We start from the raw sequence: 18,201 nt of genomic DNA, 5'->3' as shown, positions 1-18,201 counted from the left end.
GACCAAGACCCGGTAGGCGATGACCGCCTACCGGGAGTCATCGGCGACCGGGTCCGGGTAGCGCGGCCGGATGGTGTCAGATGCCGTGGCGACGATCGTTCGGCATCGCTTCGCACAGTTGTGCTTCGGCTGCCGCCGAGAACGGTTCCCGGTACGCCGCGACCGCTCGGCCGGTCTCCTCGGTGACCAGGTCCGCGTTGATCTGGGCGGCTGCGGCCGCACCCGCTGCTGCGGCCGAGCCGACCTGGGCCATCAGATCGGTGACATTGCCCGCGGCCCAGACGCCGGGGATATCGGTTCGGCCGGTCGGGTCGGTGGGGATGTACTCGCCGACCCCGGCCGGGTGTTCGGTCGGGCGCAATCCGAGGGCGTCGAAGAAGTCCGCGCGGGCCACCATTCGCGACGCAACGGTCACCACATCGCGGGCGACCACGGTGCCGTCGCTCAACCTGACTCCGGTGAGACGGTCGTCGACGATGTGCAGAGCGGTCACCACACCGTCCACCACGCGAATACCTGTGGCGGCCAACTGCTCCGACTGCTCGGCGGTCAGCGGTGAATTTGTGTGCGCGAAGTAGCTGACATCGGCACTCAACTGCCGAAAGAGCAATGCCTGGTGCACCGCCATCGGCCCGGTCCCGAGCACGCCGATTGCCCGATCGCGAACCTCCCAGCCGTGGCAGTACGGGCAGTGGATCACATCCCGGCCCCATCGCTCGCGCAACCCCGGCACCTCCGGTAACTCATCGACCAGTCCGGTGGTCACCAGTAGTCGGCGCGCCCGCACCGATCTGCCGTCCACGGTCACCGTGAAGCCCTCCCCGTCGCGCACCACGGCGGTGACCTCCCCACCGACCACCTGTCCGCCGTAGCCGCGGACCTCGGCGCGACCGCGCTCCAATAGCTCCCCGGGCGGGGTCCCTTCGCGGGCGAGTAGTCCGTGTACGCCCTCGGCCGGGGCATTGCGCGGACGGCCCGCATCGAGCACGACCACCGAACGTCGCATTCGAGCCAGCATCAGCGCACCGCTCAATCCCGCGGCGCCGCCGCCGATCACCACCACGTCATAGTCGTCTTTCAGCTGATCGGTCGCAGCTGCGCTGCGACCGTTGGTGCTGTGTTGAATGGTTCCCTCGCTACGCTCGGTCACAGCTACGCCTCGCTGACGCTCGCCTCCGCTGCGACCGTTGGTGCTGTGTTGATTAGTGCCCTCGCTACGCTCGGTCACAGCTGCGCCTCGCTGACGCTCGCCTCCGCTGCGACCGTTGGTGCTGTGTTGATTAGTGCCCTCGCTACGCTCGGTCACATGACCACCTCCTCCCGACGACCATGCGGGACCGGCGGCGATCTTGGCAATTGAACTTGCTGATATGGCAAACTTGCGGCATGGATGACGACCTCGGCAATGCGCTCGACGCGGTCGGGCCTCGACTGCGCACACTGCGCCGCCAGCGCGAAATCACATTGGCCGACCTGTCGGCGGCGACCGGCATCTCGGTCAGCACCCTGTCCCGTCTCGAATCCGGCGCCCGCCGTCCAACCCTCGAACTGCTGCTGCCGCTGGCCCGGGCACACGGCGTCACCCTTGACGAACTCGTCGACGCGCCACCCACCGGCGATCCGCGCATCCACCTGCGCCCGATCACCCGCCACGGTATGACCATGCTGCCGCTGACCCGCCGCGCGGGCGGCATTCAGGCATACAAGCTCGTCATACCCGCCGACACCCGCAGGGAACCCGATCCGCAAACCCATGAGGGCTACGAATGGCTCTACGTCCTCAACGGACGCCTGCGCCTCGTCCTCGGCGAACACGATGTGGTCCTCACCCCCGGTGAGGCCGCCGAATTCGATACCCGCGTTCCACACTGGTTCGGCACCGCCGATTCCGAACCGGTCGAATTCCTCAGTCTCTTCGGCAAACAGGGTGAGCGCACCCACCTGCGCACCAGCCCCAAGCCGAAATCCCGTTAGCGACGGCACCCGCACACAGTGCGGTCCCCGGTCCGGTGCGGCGGGAGGTGCCCGCATCGAGGACATGTGCGGTTCGATGCGTTCGACGACTCCTCAGCTGAAGCCGACCGCTTGTTCACCCCATGCGGTGTGCAGGTCGCGGTCCGGATTGTCGATCACCCGGTCGATATTGTCGATGAGCAGGGTGGTGCGGGTGTCGGGACGGTACGGCGGCCAGTGTTTGGAGCCGTCAATGGCGGCGGGGACGCCGTGGGTGGCGAAGGCGAGCCAGCGGCGCTGCATGCGACCGGAGACCTCCATGGCCACCTTGCGGCCACCGAGCCAGAAGGTGGGGTCGTGATTCAAGGTGCCGAAATTGCCGAAGACATAAGGCAATTCGGTGGCATGACCGGCGCCGACGCGAGCCGCCTTCAGCATCGGGGTGGCATGGTCGAAGCGGTACATCCAGGTCGGCGAGTGCGCGGCGTGGCCGTCGGCGACCCAGTGGGCCGGCATACGGAAGGCCGCATCGGTCGACATCGCCAGCGCGCCACGGGTTTTCGCGAGATCCGGGTAGGCCGAGGTGATTTCGGCGATGCGCTCGGGCGACATATCAGGATGGTTGGCGGCTACATCGCGCAGCATCGCGTTCACCGCGTCCGGGGTCACCGGCATGATCGGCGACCGCAGCACCCGGAACAGGGATGCCTCATCCTTATTGGTGCCGATGATCAGCGGCACGCGATGTGAACGGCCGCGCTGGAAGCAGTCGATCGGATAGGTCGGAACCAGGTCGCCGTCGACGACCGGCGCGGCGGCCAGTCTGCCCGGCTCCCGCAAGGGAATCTCGTCGAGCAGTACGCCCGCCGCGGTCACGATCCGCTCGATCGGGCATTCCAGTAATTCGTTCGCGCGGGCAAACGGCAGTTCCATCAGTTCCAGAAAGCGTCGCGCCACACCGGCGGCCCGCTCCTGGCCGAAAACCGTTGTCGCAGGCGGGCTTTGCGCGATGGCCCGGTGGAACAGCCCGACCGCTGGCGGCGAAGTCAGCAATGCGGTCACGCATCCGGCGCCGGATGATTCACCGAACAGCGTCACATTTCCCGGATCGCCGCCGAATGCGGCGATATTGTCGCGCACCCATTCCAGTGCGGCGAGCTGGTCGTGCAGGCCGAGATTGGGGGTGAATTCGCTGGACAGCGACGACAAATCGAGGAAGCCGAGCACGCCGAGCCGATAGTTGACCGTTACCACCACGACGTCACCGGATTCGGCCAGCTTGCGGCCGTCGTAGATGCCCTGGGCCGCGGTGCCCAGGCAGTAGGCGCCGCCGTGCAGCCACACCAGCACCGGCCGCGGCGCACCGTTATCGGCGGAACTGCGGGGCGAGAAGACATTGAGCCACAGGCAGTCCTCCCCCATGCGCAGGCCGGAGTCGACCGGGACCATATTGCCCATCGTCTGCGGAGCGATTTCGCCGAAGGTCGTGCACTCACGGATCCCGTCCCATGGCCGCGGCGGCTGCGGTGGCCGGAACCGATTCGGGCCCGCCGGTGCGCAGGCGTACGGGATGCTGCGCCATACCGCGACCGATCCGTCCCACCGTCCGCGCACGCGGCCCCAGGTCGTTTGCGCTACCGGCTCGGTGTCGCCGACCTCGGAGTCCGGTTCGGTATCGAACTGAGTGGTCATCTTCCCGCACCTCCTACCCACGACCCGGGCAGTGCGCTGCGAGTTTGCTCCGGCCGGGTCCAGCGCCTAGCGATCTCTTATTCGAGAGTACGTCCACCCGGGCAGTTGGACGGGTTAGTCGCATCACTGCACCCGGGCGCTACGCTGGGCCGATGCCGAGTTATAGCTTCCGATGCCGCAGCTGTGGCGACACCTTCGATGTCAATCGCCCGATGGCGGAGGCCTCGAATCCGGCGGCCTGCCCCAATGGCCATGACGATACGGTCAAGCTACTGACCACATTTGCCACGGTCAGCAGGGGTAGCGCTGGCACACCGTCGCCCGCTCCGGCACCGCGACCCGCTGGCGGTGGGTGCTGCGGTGGTGGGTGCGGCTGCTGATTCGCCGATGATTCGAGCAAGGTGATCTATGTGGCATTGATCACATCTGCACGGCTGATCGTGGACGCCGTGTCACCCCATGGCCTTCGCGAACTGGGGTTCGTGAGCGTCGCGGGGTGGTGATCAGCCGTGCTTATCGGCGTGGCCGAGGTCGCGGTCGGGGGCCACTCGGTCGCGTACCCGCTGTTTGAGTACAGCGATATCGGGAAAACCGCCGTCCGCCTTGCGTTCCCAGACCTGGTAACCGTCGACGGTGATGCGGAAGACGCCGCCGGTGCCCGGGATCAGGGCCACCTCACCGATTTCGGTGGCGAAGGTGCTCAGCAGTTCTTGCGCCATCCAACTCGCGCGCAGCAACCAGCGACATTGCGTGCAGTACTCGATCGCGACACGTGGCATGGGTGGCACGCTACCGGTCACGGTTCGATGACGCCGTCGAGGTAGACCCAGGCGCCGTCCACGCGGGTGAATCTGCTGACCTCGTGCAGCGAGCCGCGGCGCCCCTCGGCGCGGAAGTGGGCGATGAACTCGACGGTGCCCGCATCGTCGAATGGTCCGCCGCGTTCGGTGCGCAGGATCTCCAGAAAGAGCCAGCGCTGGTCCGGATCCAGCTCGAGCGTCTTCGGACGGGTGCGCGGATGCCAGGAACGCAGTAGGTATTCGACATCGCCGAGAGTGAATGCGGTATAGCGCGAACGCATCAGCGCCTCGGCCGTCGCCGCGGGCCGCTCCCTCGCCAATACCGGTCCACAGCACAGACCGAACGGTTCTCCACGCTTACACGGGCACGGCCGCGACTCGTCCATATTCCGAATCTTGCTCGCCGCGCGGACCGCTGCGCACATGGGGGTATTTGCGGCCGAGTCGAGCGGCCTCGATGCCCGCCGCGTCGACCGAGATCGGGTGGAACCGGCACTTGGGCGATGACGCCGCTGCTAGCTGATCTTGATCCTCGAGGTTCGACCGAGCCGCCTCAGCGCGAAAGGGTTTCGAGGACAAGCACTGGGCAATGGTTCGGCGACTCGAGGGTATTTGGGACTATACAAATAACTTTGGCGTGTCGCTCGGAGTGTCGCGTTCTGGTGCGGCGCGATCGGCGATCCGGCAACGCCGAGGCGACGAATCACGGTGCATAAGTGCAAGTGTCGACACCGATCAAGGAGCCCACCATGGGACTGCTGAATGTGTTGAGCATCTTGAGTACCGGTTCCTCCATCGCGGCGACCAGCATCTCACTGCTCGCCAGCATCCTCGGCCTGTTCTCCCTTTCCTGACCCAACCGCACCCCACGATGCGAATGCCCTGCGGCACAACAGCATCGACCGATGCAACCGCACGTCGATCCGCGATCGACGATCACACCCTCGCATGGGCGACCCCCGCTAGGCCCGCCGATGCGCGGCCACCTCGGCGCGCGGCCTGCTGATACGTGGTCGCACCGTTGCGGTCTGGCGATGGACGGCCACCCCACGCACGGCGTACTGATATGCGGTCGCATCGTTGCGGCTCAGCGATGCACGGCCACCCCAACGCGCGACCTGCTAATACGCGGTCGCATCGCGGCGTGCCCGGCGGAATCGCTCCATGCGCGGTTGCCATCGCGCGACCGGCGCGCGACCGCGCCGATACGGCTACCGGAGCGCCGAGGCGGCCAGGGACGTGGCGATGGCGGCGGTTTGGTCGCGCCAGCGGCGTAGTTCGGTGACGCTCGGGGCGAGTTCGTAGTCGTGGTGATGGGCGGCGCGAGACAGTGCCGCCCATACCGTGGCCACCTGGGCGGCGGTGTCGTGACCTGTGAATACGCGTAGGGCGAGCAGTTGTGCGCGCATCGGGCAGCGCGCCAATTCCGGTGCTACCTGCAACCACAGCTCGTCGACGGACTGCTCCAGCGCGAGCCGCAGGATCCATACCGTCGCTCGCGACCACAGCCCGTCTGCATCGGTCACCGACCCGTCGAGCAGCCGATCCACCGCCTCGAACCGCTCGGCCACGGTCGGCCGCGGCGGAGTCGGCCGGACCTCGCCCTGCCGACGCCCGCCACCCTTCCGACCTACGTCGGCCCGCCGACCTGCGCCCTGCCGACGGCCCCCGCCCCGCCCTCCAGTTCCGTCCTGCTGACCCGTCTTCCGTCGCGATCCCTCCGCGGCCCGTCCATTCCCAGCCTCCGCACTACCTGGTCCGCCTGCACCGCCACCCGAACCACGTGCACCACCGCGCGCCCCGCCCACAAACTCGCCCGCACCACCGCGCGGCCCACCCGCATCGTCACCATCCGGCCCGCTCACCAGCGCGGCCCCGGGGCTGTCGATATCACGACACAGCAGCCGTTCATTGCCGCAACCAGCCGACGAACTTTTCGGTGTCCGCGATCAGGTCGCGCATGCTGCGGCCGATCGGTACGTGGGCGCCCGCGGTGGCGTCGCGCAATGCGTCGACGACCCATTTGCCTTCGCGGGCAAGGTGTTTGTTGAGATCGTCGACGCGGCCGCCGATACCCATCACCGCAAGTGCGACCATCGCCCGGGTCGTCTGCGCGCCTTCGATATGGCGCTCGACGTCGCGGTGGTCCATGCCAGCGGCCAATAGATTTCGGCGCGCTCTGGCCAGGCTCGCCGCCTCCACGGCCGAGCGGCAGCAGGTGGCCACCAGTTCATCGGCGATCGCCGGGGGCAGCTGCGGGGTACGCACCAGTGAGCGCGCGTCATCGAGATAGCGGCGGATGGGGTCACTGGACATCCGCACCTCCACCACCGAGCGCTCGCGCCGCTGTACCTCGAGCACGCTCGCGTCGAGTTGCATCCGCCGCACCGCTTCGGCCAGCCGCTCGTCATGGGTGAACACGATCACCTGTCGCGTCCACGCCATCACCTCGAGCACCCTGGCCAGCCCGTCCACCTTCGCCGGATCCATTGCCTGCACCGGATCATCGATCATGACGAAGCGGAAGGGACTGTCCTCCACGGTCGCTCGCGGCAGGAACAGCGAAAGTCCAAGGGCGTGCAGCTCGCCCTGACTCATCACGCCGAGCGCGGCCCCGTCCACCTCGTCCACGGTGACATCGAGCAGTACCCGGCGCGCGGTTCCGGCATTGCCCTGCAACCTAATCGCGCCGAGCTCGACATTGCTCTGCTGACGCAGCGTGCGCCAGACCCAGCGCGCCGTGGTCTCCAGCGGCGCCATCCGCTCCCCGCGCAAACCGGCCGTCGCGGATTTCAACCAGTCCTCGGCGCGTTTGAGGGTGCGCAGTTCACCGCCGTTCGCAACGATCGCGCGTGCCCCGTCCAGCCAGGCGGTGATGCGCGGCACCAGTGGCGACCACACCTCGTCGAGGCGGTTCAATTCCTTGCGGGTGCCCTGCTGCAATAGCTCGAGCTCGTCAACCAGGCGCGCGTGCGCACCGCGCAGCCGATCGGGTAGGTCCGGGGAGTAGTCGGCGCCGGTCAGCGCCGCCCAGTCGGTCCAGGCTCGGCGTACCGCGGTGGTGTCGACGGTGGGCGGATTGCGCGGATCGAAATCCAGCTCCGGCGGAATATGATCCGGCAGTGCCCGAGCGTCACGGACGGCCTGCCGCAGCGCGCCGCGTGCGGTCGCGAGCGCGTCGACCCGCGAGGTCAGCTCGGTCATCGCCGCCTCCGCACCACGCAACCAGGCCGCGTCGAGCTCCCCGCGCCCGCACACCGGACATGCGCATTCCCCGCTGGCGGCGACGTGATCGCGCGCCCGGCGCAGCAACTCCAGCACCCGCAGATCGGCCTCGGCATCGGCGGTCGAATCGCGAGCGAGCAGCGCGCGGCACTGTTCGAGGCGCGCGGCTATGGCTTCGACCTCGGCACCGGTGGGCAGGGCGAGGCGCACGATCGCGCGCAACCCGTCGGGACCAACCGGATGTTCGTTCGTGCCGAGCACTTCACGGCCGATCGCGGTGAGATCCGGCCGATCCGGGCGCAGCAGCGCCGCCATCCGGACCGCACGATCGTCGGCCACCGTCTCCAGCGCAGCGACCAGTTCGATACGTTCCTGGCGCGAATCACGCACGGCGCGTTCGAGTTCCAGTCGACGTGTACGGATTCGCTCCTGCGCCACGGTCAATTCGTCGAGGCCGAGCAGCCGGTGCAACGCGTCGAACAGATCGCTCGGCTTACCGTCGACGAGTGCGCCGAGTTCGCTGTAGGACAGGAAGGGGCGATACAGCTCCAGCAGACCGGCCCAGCGTGCGCCATCGAAATCCATTGGCGCGGTGCCGGGTCGCTGTTCCGTCCAGTGCGCCTGACCCAGTTCCGCCTGTGGCGCCCATTCTTTGGCGATGGTCAGCTCGGGATCCGCTCCGGTGGTGAGCAATTCGAGTTCGACCCGCGCCGCCGTGCCGTCGTGCAGATTGCGCCAGCCCTCGCGCCAGGCCGCCGACCGCCCGTCCCATCGGCGATTGCTGCCGGTGAGCACCAGTTCGGCGGCCTCGGCGAAACTGGACTTACCACTTCCATTGCGCCCGACCACCAGGGTGAGACCGGGACCGGGCGGCAGCTCGAGGGTCGCCTCCGGGCCGATGCCGCGGAAGCCGCGCACCCGAATCGCGCGCAGGAAGATGCCGGCGCCGTCGAATTCGGTTGCCAGATCATCGGATTCACCGCCGCCGAGGGCGCGGAGCACGGCATGTGCGACGTCGGGGGTGACGGCCGGATCAGCGGCGAGTCGCCGGGATACCACCTCGGTCAGGCGCGGCACCGTCGTCGCAGGATCTGTTCCCGGATCTGAACGCATAGGCAACCCCCTACACCACCGAACCGCGGCAAGTCCTCCAACCCCGAACCGGGTATCACTGTCGAAAGCTGAGCGAAACGCTACCCGATGGTGTCGAATTCGCCCACAGCAGTGCCGGTTCGAGTGGGTTCGAAGAGTGGAGGCGAATCTGCCCGCGGGGATGGTATGGCCATCGAACAGGCTGGGCCCCGCTCGATGTCCACCCCTCGCCAACCCCGGCGGGCAGCTCGATGGTGTGTCACCCGATTTGGGTGGCTCGGTCGGAGCCGAACAGGTCAGAATGCCAGAATCTGGCAACCAGCGCAAGATGGCAAGGCTGCCGAATATGGCGTTCGCGCAGCGTCTTCCGGTAAAAATGTCCGTTCACCACCCAACTTGTCGGTGGGTCGGGGTAGAAATCCGTCAACCGAGAAACGGGGGAAATATGACGCACACTCGATCCGGAGCCGCCGGATGAACCAGGCGGGAGCAGTCAAATGACCGCGCCATGGACCGAAGACCAGGTCAACGCATTGGCGCCCGATGCGAGCTCACTCGCGGCCGCGCGCAAGCTCGCCGGGCGCTGGCAGGACACCGGCCAGTCGGACACCGCCCTGTGGGGCCTGTGCAAGGGTAGCGGAGCCAAGCCCTATCAGACGATCGTCGATCTGGCGGGGCCCGCGTACAAGTGCTCATGCCCCAGCCGCAAGTTCCCGTGCAAGCACGCCCTATCGCTCTTGCTGAACTGGTCGGGTGGCGCGGTCACCGAGACTGCGCCGATCGCGGACTTCGCGGCGGAATGGATCAACGCACGTGCGGCCCGCGCCGCCCAGCCCGCCAAGGACCCACAGATCCGCGCGGCGAACCCGGCCACCGCCGAACAGCGGCGGGTGCGGGTAACTGCGGGCCTGGAAGAGCTCGACATCTGGCTCGGCGATCAGGTGCGCACCGGGCTGGCGCAGACCGATCGCTCGTTCCGGGCCTTCGAGGCGATCGCGCGCCGGATGGTCGACGCCCAAGCGCCGGGCGTCGCCGCCGCGCTGCGACAGCTGCCGACCACCGTGGTGAACCGGGCAGATTGGCCGGACGTCGTGCTGGCCGAATACGCCAGGCTGCATCTACTGATCGCCGCACACCGTCGCCTCGACGAGCTGTCCCCGGAATTGCAGGCCAGCATCCGGATCCATATCGGCTATCCGATGCCCACCGAGACCGTGCGCGCCGAACCAGCGGTCCGGGACCGATGGCAGGTCCTCGGCATCCGCACCAGTGAAGAGGAGCGGCTCTATACCCGCCGAACCTGGTTGTACGGCAGACAGACGCGGCGCTGGGCCATGCTGCTCGAACACTCCTTCAATGCGCCGAACTTCTCGACGGAGGTGCCGCTGCCCGGTCTGATGGCCGACGCGGAGCTGCACTACTACCCGGGCGGTGCGCCGCTGCGCGCGCTGTGGGGTGAGCGGCACGGTGCCGCCGAACCGTTCACCACATTGCCGGTGCTCGACGGGACGATCGCCGCCGCACTGGACGCGCATGCCGGGACGCTGGGCGCTGACCCTTGGCTGCGGTCACATCCGGTGCTGCTCACCGATGTCGTACCGGTATGGACCGAAAATGGCTGGTACATCACCGAATCCGACGGCACCGCACTGCCCGTCGCGGCCACCGAGCAGCCGTGGCGGCTACTCGGGGTATCGGGCGGGCATCCGGTGACACTGGCCGCCGAGTGGAGTGTCGCCGGATTGGTCCCGATCTCGGCGTTCATCGCGGGTGAGATCGTCGATATCGGCAGCACGGAGTACGCGACATGGGGAGCGTCGAATTCGCCCGCCGCACCGCTGTCGGAGGATCTGACCTCGGTGGCCCTGCTCGGCACGGCCCGCAGGACATTGGATACCGCATGTCTCGACGCCCCGGTCGCAGCGGCGGCGACGCGGTTGCGCAGTGACCCCGCGCTGGTACTGCTCGAATCGGCCGCGCTGCGCGGCGCCTTCGCCCGCGGTGGCACCTCCATTGCCAGGGCCACCGTGCCCGAACCCGCCCAGGATGACGCTCGGCGACTCATGCCGAGGGCTGCGGCCGCCCGGCTGTCCCGGCTGCTGCGCGACCGGTCCGCCTTCCTGCCCGAATGGTTCACCGCCGCAACACCATTCGACTACCGCGCGCCGGACGCGCTGTGCAGCCTGCTGCTCGAGCAGGCGAAGGCGAATACCGAGTTGCGCGAGCCACTGCTGCGCCTGGCCGGAACCCGCGGTCGATGGCTGGCCGACCGGCATCCGCAATGGCGAGACCTGGTGCGGCAGGGGCACGCCGATGCACCGACGGAACAGAGCTGGCAGTTCGGCCAACCACCCGAGCGCCGGGAATGGCTGGCCGAGCTGCGTCGTCGCGATGCCGACGCGGCGCGGGCGGCACTGGCCGCGTCCTGGCCGAAGGAATCCGGCCCGCTGAAGGCGGAGCTGCTCGCCGTACTCGCCGACGGCATTACGGCCGCCGACGAACCACTGCTGGAATCGGCGCTGGACGATCGGCGATCCGATGTCCGGCGAGTCGCGGCGGGACTGCTTCCGCTGCTGCCGAATTCGGCATTCGCCGAACGCATGCAGCGACGGGCTGGGGACTGGGTCACGATCGAACACCAGCTGCTGCATCCGAATCTCGTTGTCCGCGTGCCAGAAGAGCTCGGTGATGCCGACCGCAGGGACGGCATCACCGATCGCACCGTGGAATTCACCTACCGCTGGGATGGCGCACCGGACCTGCGTGCCGGTCGGCTGCGCCAACTCATCGCCGCGACACCGCTGACGCACTGGGAGTCCTCGCTCGGCGCACCGGATAAGGCCACCCAGGCCAAGATCGTCGATCGGTTCCGGCAGCCACTGTTCGACGGCTGGGTGGATGCCGCACTGGCACAACACGATCCGACCTGGGCGCGGGCGCTGTTCGATGCCGGGGTGCCGACCGATCTGGCGATGCTGCGGCGACGCGAACTGTTCGCCCTGCTGCCGCTGCCCGATCGCACCTGGCATCTCCTCCAACTCGACGGCGCATGGCTCTCGGAACTAGAGGCCCTGCTGCCCGCCATGGGTCATCCGTGGCCGGAACCCCTTGCCCAACACCTGCTGCTGTTGTTGTTCGAACGCGCGCGTGCCGCGGCCAAACGCCCCGAGGCGCACAGCACCGGCCCGAGCGCACATCGGTCGCTGCTCGCCGCGGCGGCCGTGCACCTACCCGTCGGCGCGGCACGGGCGGCCACCGCGGTGGCTCGCAAATGCGCCGACCCCAGCTGGGAACGAGCCTTCGATCAGCTCGCCCATGACCTCAACCACCGCTCGATGATGCTCGAGGAGTTGCAGTGACGACCACTACCACCGCCGATACCACGCCGGAGCTGTTGCGCCCGCATGCCGAACAGGCATTTGCCGATGAACTGCGGGCACTCGCGGCGCTCGACGATCGGCCGCGTCCACCATCCTGGCAGCTGTCCCCGTGGGCTGTGGTCACCTATCTGCTGGGCGGCACGCTCGACGATGGCACGGTGATCACCCCCAAATATGTCGGGCCGCGCAGGCTCATGGAGATCGCGGTCGCGACCCTGGCGACCGATCGGGCGCTGTTGCTGCTCGGCGTGCCGGGCACCGCGAAAACCTGGGTATCGGAACATCTTTCGGCCGCCGTCAGCGGTGCGTCGACGCTGCTCGTACAGGGCACATCGGGCACCGCCGAAGAGGCGATCCGCTACGGCTGGAATTACGCGCGCCTGCTCGCCGAGGGCCCGAGTGAGGGTGCGCTGGTGCCGTCACCGGTGATGACCGCGATGAGCCGCGGCGCGATCGCCCGTATCGAGGAACTCACCCGCATCCCGTCCGATGTGCAGGACGCGCTGATCACCGTGCTGTCGGAAAAGACACTGCCAGTGCCGGAACTCGGCATGGAGGTGCAAGCCGCCAAGGGCTTCAACGTCATCGCCACCGCCAATGACCGCGACCGTGGCGTCAACGATCTGTCCTCCGCGCTGCGCCGCCGCTTCAACACGGTGGTGCTCCCGCTGCCCGCCAGCGAGGACGAGGAGGTCGCCATTGTCACCCGCCGCGTGGAACAGCTCGGCTCGGCACTCGAGCTGCCGACCGTCCCCGCCGCGGCCGAGGAGGTGCGCCGCGTGGTGCGCGTCTTCCGGGAGCTGCGCTCCGGCATTACTGCCGACGGCCGCACCAAGCTCAAATCCCCCTCCGGCACCCTGTCCACCGCCGAAGCGATCTCGGTGATCACCAATGGCATCGCCCTGTCGGCCCATTTCGGCGACGGCACGCTGCGCGCGTCCGATATTGCGGGCGCGGTTCTCGGCTCGGTGATCAAGGATCCGGTGGCCGACGCCGTCATCTGGACCGAATATCTGGAAGCCGTTGTCCGCGAACGCCCCGACTGGTCCGACTTCTACCGCGCCTGCCGCGAGGTCACCGGATGAGGTTGCGGCCGAAGCGAATCAGCTGCAACTCGATCCCGCGACACGCCATGTTCAGCCCGGGGGTAACACGGTGACAGAAACACACACATCCGAAGCCGACGATTCGGCTCCGGACATCGGCTACGGCACCACGCAGAGTGGTCCGGCAACGAGGGTATTCGGCATCCGCCACCACGGCCCCGGTTCGGCCAGATCGCTGCGCACCGCGCTGGAGAGGTTCCGGCCGGATACGATTCTGATCGAGGGCCCGGCCGATGCCGACCCGCTCGTCGGTTATGTTGCGGCCGAGGGGATGTCGCCGCCGGTCGCGCTGCTGGCCTATGTACCGGACACGCCAGCCAAGGCCGCGTTCTGGCCCTACGCGGTGTTCTCGCCGGAATGGCAGGCACTGCGATACGCCGTCGAAAACGATGTGCCGGTGCGGTTCTGCGATCTGCCCGCGAGCAACGCACTAGCCGCCGAGGACGAACCGGGTGATCGCATAGATCCGCTGGCCGAACTGGCGGCCGCGGGCGGCTACGACGATGCCGAGCGCTGGTGGGACGCGGTGGTCGAATCCGTCGCCGACGCGGACGCTTTCGACGCGATCACCGAGGCGATGGGCGCGCTGCGGGAAGCCGCCGAGCAGGGCATCGACGCCCACACCCTGCGGCGTGAGGCGTACATGCGCCAGACGATGCGCAAAGCGTTGAAGGAGGGGTCGCAGCGGCTCGCCGTGGTGTGTGGGGCCTGGCACGCACCGGCATTGACCGGAAAGCTGGGGCCAGCGACCGCGGATACCAAGCTGCTCAAGGGACTTCCGAAGGTCAAGGCGACTTTGACGTGGGTGCCATGGACGCATTCGCGGCTGGCGAGCACCTCCGGATACGGCGCGGGCATTACCTCACCGGGCTGGTATCACCACCTGTTCACCGAGACCGAGCAGCCGATCGCGCGCTGGCTGACCAAGGTGGCCGGGGTGCTGCGCGCCCACGATCTACCGGTCTCCAGCGCGCACATCATCGAATCCGTTCGGCTCGCCGATACCCTCGCGGTGCTACGGGCCCGGCCGCTTGCCGGACTCTCGGAGGTCACCGAGGCGGTGCGGTCGGTAATGTGCGCGGGCGATGAGACCATGCTCCGGCTGGTCGCAACCGAACTGGTGGTCGGCGAGGCGCTCGGCGGCGTACCCGAGGGCACGCCGACCGTCCCGCTGGATGCCGATCTGCGCGCCCGGATTCGCACACTTCGGCTCAAACAGGAAGCCCTGTCCCGCAACCTCGATCTCGACCTGCGCAAGGAACGCGAGGTCGAACGCTCCCGGCTGCTGCACCGGCTGCGGCTGCTCGGCATCGACTGGGGCACACCGACAACCGGCGAAGTCCGCAGTACCGGCACCTTCCGGGAGAGCTGGACACTGCAGTGGCGACCCGAATTCGCCGTGTCGATCATCGAGGCCTCGCGCTGGGGCACCACCATCGGCACCGCGGCCGAGGCCAAGATCCTCGATACCGCGAGTCGCGCGGACGCCACCGTCGGCGATCTCACCGGCGCACTGGAGGTGGCGCTGCTCGCCGATCTCGGTGGCGCCACCGACGGCCTGATCACCCTCCTGGAATCCGCCGCGGCCCTCGATCACGATGTGACCCATCTGCTGGCCGCCCTCCCCGGCCTGACCCGCACGCTGCGCTACGGCGATGTGCGCGGCACCGACACCAAGGCGCTCGCCCACGTCGCCGACGGCCTGCTCGTGCGCATCTGCGCGGGCCTGCCCGGCGCGGTCACCGGCCTCGATACCGAAGCCGCCGAACAACTCCGCAGCCAAATCGATGCCGCGCACACCGCCATCCACACTCGCGACGACGACTGGGCTACCGGCGAATGGCTGGCCGCCCTGCGCCGCCTCGCCGACCGCGACGACGTACACGGCGCTCTCGTCGGCCGCGCCGTCCGATTGCTCGCCGATGCCGGACGCATCGATGAATCCGATTCCGCGCGTAGGCTTTCCGCCGCGCTATCGATCGGCAATACCGCAGCCGCCAAGGCCGCCTGGATCGACGGCTTCCTGGGCGGTCGCGGACTGCTACTCGTCCATGACCGAGAGTTGTTGCGCCTCATCGACGATTGGCTGCGCGGCCTCGGCGACGATATGTTCGTCGAAATCCTGCCCCTGCTGCGCCGTACCTTCGGTGCCTTCGAATCCGGAGAACGCCGCGCCATCGGCCAGGCCGTGCGCGATGGCGGTGTCCTCGCGGCGCGCACCGACGACGGCACGGCTTTCGATATCGAGCGCGGACTCGTCGCAATGCGCACTGTCGCGGACATCTTGGGGGTGCCGGTATGAGCCGGACAGCATCCGGTGGGCTCGTGCCCCTGATCGCCCCGACACCGGACGCGGCGGCACAACGGCCCGCCCGCCCGAACGTCCTCGACCAGCACACCATGTGGCGGCATCGCGCCGTCACCGATCTTCCCGGAGTGGCCGGATGACCGCAATCGATGAAACCCAGGCCAGGCGTTGGCGTTTGGTCCTCGGCACCGCCGCCGAGCAGCCGCTCGGCGGTCTCGGATCCGCCGACGACGAGGCGATGGACCGCGCGCTGTCGGCCCTCTACAACGCCGGCGACGACCAGAGCTCGGGCAAGCGCTCCGCCGGTCTCGGCGGCTCCGCGCCAAAGGTGGCCCGCTGGCTCGGCGATATTCGCACCTACTTCCCGTCCACCGTCGTCGAGGTCATGCAGCGCGATGCGGTCGATCGCCTCAACCTGACCCAGCTCTTACTGGAGCCGGAACTGCTCGAAGCGGTGGAACCCGATGTGCATCTGGTCGGCACCCTGCTCAGCCTCAATCGGGTTATGCCCGAAACCACCAAGGCGACAGCGCGAATGGTGGTCGAGAAGGTGGTCCGCGAGATCGAACAGCGCATCGCCGCACATACCGTCGCCGCGGTCTCCGGCGCACTGAACCGCGCCGCCCGGGTGACCCGCCCGCGACTGCGCGATATCGACTGGGACCGCACCATCCGCACGAACCTGGCCAACTATCTGCCCGAATATCGCACCGTCGTCCCCGAGCGGCTGATCGGCTACGGCCGCAAGGCGCAGGCGGTGCGCCGCGATGTGGTGCTGGCCATCGATCAATCCGGCTCGATGGCCTCCAGCGTCGTCTACGCCTCGGTCTTCGGCGCGGTGCTCGCCTCCATGCGTTCGCTGAAAACCTCGCTGGTCGTCTTCGACACCGAAGTCGTCGACCTGACCGAACAACTCAGCGATCCGGTAGCGGTGCTCTTCGGCACCCAACTCGGCGGCGGCACCGATATCAACCGCGCGATCGCTTATTCCCAATCGCTGATCACCCGCCCGGCCGACACCCTCTTCGTCCTCATATCCGACCTCTACGAGGGCGGCATCCGCGAAGAGATGCTGCGGCGGGTGAACTCCATGCGGGAGTCCGGCGTCCAAGTGGTAGTCCTGCTCGCCCTGTCCGACGACGGCGCTCCTGCCTTCGACCACGACAATGCCGCCGCCCTCGCCGCCCTCGGCATTCCTGCCTTCGCCTGCACCCCGGACAAGTTCCCGGATCTACTCGCACTGGCCCTGGACCGTGGCGACGTCCAGGCCTGGGCCAACCGGAACACCTGACGGACTCAACTACCTGATGACAGGCTGACCACACTTTGGAGCAGTGACAAGAACTTGACGCCGACATCCAGAATCGTGTCGAGGGCGCTGATGAAACCCATGGTCGGACTCCTTGTCTGAACCGGGCAAACAAGTCAACCCGTCGATGGTACGCCCCAGTTGATCTTGTTTCGCCCGTTTGCCGTGGTCAGCGCGTCGCGAGCAATTCCGGACCGACCGGGCCCATGGCACCCCACGCGGTGGCCGGCGCGGGCACGATCAGCGGATGCAGCAGCGACGCCAATCCGAGCAGGACGACCGCGACGATCGCATCGAGCCAATAGTGATTGCCGGTGCCGACCACTACCACCGTCGTGAGCACCGGATGCGCCAGTGCCAGCCACCGCCAGCTGCCGCGGGTCGCGGCCACCACGGCGAAGGCGAGCAGCAGGGCCCACCCGACGTGCAGTGAGGGCATGGCCGCGAACTGGTTGGAGAGCCCGCCGGATTCCGGTGAGCCGTAGACGGATTGGCCGTGTATCGCGGCGAGGTCGACGAATCCGTACTCGGGCAGCATGCGCGGCGGCGCGAGCGGCATCAGCATATGCACCGCCAGCGCGGCCGCGGTCAATGCCACTATCAGATTTCTGGTCCATCGATAGTGCTCGGGCCGAAAGACCCACAGCCACAGCAACACACCGATCGCGACCGTGAAATGCGCGGTGGCGTAATAGAAGTTGGCCCCCACCGCGAGCAGATCCCCATGCAGGAACACACTCTGCACCGTGGTCTCCTCCGGCAGCCCGAGCGCATCCTCGATGCTCAGCATGCTCCTGGCATTCCCGAGCGCGCGCACGGTGTCGTCGGCGGTGACCATCCGCCCGACCCGATAGGCCAGATACAGCACAGTTATCAGCGCGAGTTGCCCAACCGCCTCGCCGCCGCGGCCGTGCACCGCCGCCCTCATCTTCTCGGCGATACCGCCGAACGCGGGCGAAAAGCCCACCCTCGGACCACCGAGACCCGCTGCCACCATCGCCAGCGGCCTCCTTACCCATCGAACCCCAGGCCGTAATCAGGCGTTAAACGGAGTAGTAGCCTCCGGTTACCGTAGCACCGATCGTTAGGCAGACTCAGCACACTGTGATCTGAGAGACACAACGCGCCGCATTGTGACTAGGGCTGTGCAACTTCGACTTGCGGGAGCACACTGGCCGCGGCCAGTGCGGCGAGCACCGCCCCCTTGAACAGCGCCCGCGGGTTGTCGTTCGCGGGCGCCCGCACCAGACCGCGATGGCCGGACTCCACCGAAAAGGTCAACGGCACAACGCAAAACGGGCTCCGTTGAGTCGCTGTCACCCACTCCTGTGACAGC

The 18,201-nt window shown here is 67.8% G+C and carries 15 protein-coding genes; 7 read left to right on the top strand and 8 right to left on the bottom strand.

Features of this window, described 5'->3' with window-relative positions; genetic code table 11:
- Window positions 1-76: 76 nt before the first annotated feature.
- Window positions 77-1,081: an NAD(P)/FAD-dependent oxidoreductase gene (locus ABZW16_RS30880; protein WP_354959624.1), complete on the bottom strand. Its 1,005-nt coding sequence runs from the start codon at window positions 1,079-1,081 to the stop codon at window positions 77-79.
- 305 nt (window positions 1,082-1,386) lie between these two features.
- On the opposite strand from ABZW16_RS30880, the gene ABZW16_RS30875 reads away from it, so the two are divergent.
- Window positions 1,387-1,974, top strand: coding sequence for an XRE family transcriptional regulator (locus ABZW16_RS30875; protein WP_354959609.1), 588 nt, complete (start codon window positions 1,387-1,389; stop codon window positions 1,972-1,974).
- Window positions 1,975-2,067: 93 nt separating this feature from the next.
- Here ABZW16_RS30875 and ABZW16_RS30870 read toward each other — a convergent pair whose 3' ends face one another.
- Entirely contained in the window at window positions 2,068-3,645 is a 1,578-nt protein-coding gene (locus ABZW16_RS30870; protein ID WP_354959608.1) for a carboxylesterase/lipase family protein, read from the bottom strand.
- 152 nt (window positions 3,646-3,797) lie between these two features.
- Here ABZW16_RS30870 and ABZW16_RS30865 point away from each other — a divergent pair, with 152 nt between their 5' ends.
- The gene (locus ABZW16_RS30865; RefSeq protein ID WP_354959607.1) at window positions 3,798-4,025 is read left to right on the top strand and encodes a zinc ribbon domain-containing protein; all 228 of its coding nucleotides are present in this window, start codon (window positions 3,798-3,800) and stop codon (window positions 4,023-4,025) included.
- Window positions 4,026-4,148: 123 nt separating this feature from the next.
- On the opposite strand, the gene ABZW16_RS30860 is transcribed toward ABZW16_RS30865, so the two are convergent.
- The 4 genes from ABZW16_RS30860 to ABZW16_RS30845 form a co-directional block, all read right to left on the bottom strand.
- Entirely contained in the window at window positions 4,149-4,424 is a 276-nt protein-coding gene (locus tag ABZW16_RS30860; RefSeq protein ID WP_354959606.1) for a SelT/SelW/SelH family protein, read from the bottom strand.
- 17 nt (window positions 4,425-4,441) lie between these two features.
- A complete protein-coding gene (locus tag ABZW16_RS30855; protein ID WP_354959605.1) occupies window positions 4,442-4,831 on the bottom strand; it encodes a YchJ family protein in 390 nt (129 codons plus the stop codon).
- Window positions 4,832-5,656: 825 nt separating this feature from the next.
- Window positions 5,657-6,016 (bottom strand): hypothetical protein, encoded by a 360-nt coding sequence (locus tag ABZW16_RS30850; RefSeq protein ID WP_354959604.1) that lies wholly within the window; start codon window positions 6,014-6,016, stop codon window positions 5,657-5,659.
- 337 nt (window positions 6,017-6,353) lie between these two features.
- A complete protein-coding gene (locus tag ABZW16_RS30845) occupies window positions 6,354-8,783 on the bottom strand; it encodes an AAA family ATPase (protein ID WP_354959603.1) in 2,430 nt (809 codons plus the stop codon).
- Between the two features lie 476 nt (window positions 8,784-9,259).
- Between ABZW16_RS30845 and ABZW16_RS30840 the strand changes: the two genes are divergently transcribed.
- The 5 genes from ABZW16_RS30840 to ABZW16_RS30820 all read left to right on the top strand — a co-directional run bounded on the left by ABZW16_RS30840 (window position 9,260) and on the right by ABZW16_RS30820 (window position 16,847).
- Window positions 9,260-12,121 carry a DUF5691 domain-containing protein gene (locus tag ABZW16_RS30840; protein WP_354959602.1) on the top strand — a complete coding sequence of 954 codons (2,862 nt, stop codon included), beginning with the start codon at window positions 9,260-9,262 and terminating at the stop codon, window positions 12,119-12,121.
- Window positions 12,118-13,227 (top strand): AAA family ATPase, encoded by a 1,110-nt coding sequence (locus tag ABZW16_RS30835; RefSeq protein WP_354959601.1) that lies wholly within the window; start codon window positions 12,118-12,120, stop codon window positions 13,225-13,227. The genes ABZW16_RS30840 and ABZW16_RS30835 overlap by 4 nt, the downstream gene beginning before the upstream one ends.
- Before the next feature lie 115 nt (window positions 13,228-13,342).
- Window positions 13,343-15,550 (top strand): DUF5682 family protein, encoded by a 2,208-nt coding sequence (locus ABZW16_RS30830; protein ID WP_354959623.1) that lies wholly within the window; start codon window positions 13,343-13,345, stop codon window positions 15,548-15,550.
- On the top strand, window positions 15,547-15,696 hold the full coding sequence (locus ABZW16_RS30825; RefSeq protein WP_354959600.1) for a hypothetical protein: 150 nt from the start codon (window positions 15,547-15,549) through the stop codon (window positions 15,694-15,696). The genes ABZW16_RS30830 and ABZW16_RS30825 overlap by 4 nt, the downstream gene beginning before the upstream one ends.
- Window positions 15,693-16,847 (top strand): VWA domain-containing protein, encoded by a 1,155-nt coding sequence (locus ABZW16_RS30820; RefSeq protein WP_354959599.1) that lies wholly within the window; start codon window positions 15,693-15,695, stop codon window positions 16,845-16,847. Before ABZW16_RS30825 ends, ABZW16_RS30820 begins: the two co-directional genes overlap by 4 nt.
- A gap of 187 nt (window positions 16,848-17,034) precedes the next feature.
- Here the strand turns inward: ABZW16_RS30820 and ABZW16_RS30815 are convergent, their stop codons facing one another.
- Together ABZW16_RS30815 and ABZW16_RS30810 are read right to left on the bottom strand one after the other, a co-directional pair.
- Window positions 17,035-17,862: a phosphatase PAP2 family protein gene (locus ABZW16_RS30815; protein ID WP_354959598.1), complete on the bottom strand. Its 828-nt coding sequence runs from the start codon at window positions 17,860-17,862 to the stop codon at window positions 17,035-17,037.
- Window positions 17,863-18,002: 140 nt separating this feature from the next.
- On the bottom strand, window positions 18,003-18,201 hold a 199-nt coding region (locus ABZW16_RS30810), incomplete at its 5' end, for a hypothetical protein (RefSeq protein WP_354959597.1).

The organism is Nocardia sp. NPDC004604 (genome assembly GCF_040609795.1).
In the GTDB taxonomy this organism is placed as follows: Bacteria; Actinomycetota; Actinomycetes; order Mycobacteriales; family Mycobacteriaceae; genus Nocardia.
Note: the sequence above shows the minus strand (reverse complement) of the source record. Positions and strands in the feature narration are given on the sequence as shown.

Excerpts from the sequence above, each read along its gene's own strand:
- ABZW16_RS30860 (WP_354959606.1), bottom strand. The coding sequence starts at position 4,424 with ATGCCACGTGTCGCGATCGAGTACTGCACGCAATGTCGCTGGTTGCTG.
- ABZW16_RS30840 (WP_354959602.1), top strand. The coding sequence starts at position 9,260 with ATGACCGCGCCATGGACCGAAGACCAGGTCAACGCATTGGCGCCCGAT.
- ABZW16_RS30870 (WP_354959608.1), bottom strand. The coding sequence starts at position 3,645 with ATGACCACTCAGTTCGATACCGAACCGGACTCCGAGGTCGGCGACACC.
- ABZW16_RS30865 (WP_354959607.1), top strand. The coding sequence starts at position 3,798 with ATGCCGAGTTATAGCTTCCGATGCCGCAGCTGTGGCGACACCTTCGAT.
- ABZW16_RS30855 (WP_354959605.1), bottom strand. The coding sequence starts at position 4,831 with ATGGACGAGTCGCGGCCGTGCCCGTGTAAGCGTGGAGAACCGTTCGGT.
- ABZW16_RS30875 (WP_354959609.1), top strand. The coding sequence starts at position 1,387 with ATGGATGACGACCTCGGCAATGCGCTCGACGCGGTCGGGCCTCGACTG.
- ABZW16_RS30815 (WP_354959598.1), bottom strand. The coding sequence starts at position 17,862 with ATGGTGGCAGCGGGTCTCGGTGGTCCGAGGGTGGGCTTTTCGCCCGCG.
- ABZW16_RS30825 (WP_354959600.1), top strand. The coding sequence starts at position 15,547 with ATGAGCCGGACAGCATCCGGTGGGCTCGTGCCCCTGATCGCCCCGACA.
- ABZW16_RS30820 (WP_354959599.1), top strand. The coding sequence starts at position 15,693 with ATGACCGCAATCGATGAAACCCAGGCCAGGCGTTGGCGTTTGGTCCTC.
- ABZW16_RS30845 (WP_354959603.1), bottom strand. The coding sequence starts at position 8,783 with ATGCGTTCAGATCCGGGAACAGATCCTGCGACGACGGTGCCGCGCCTG.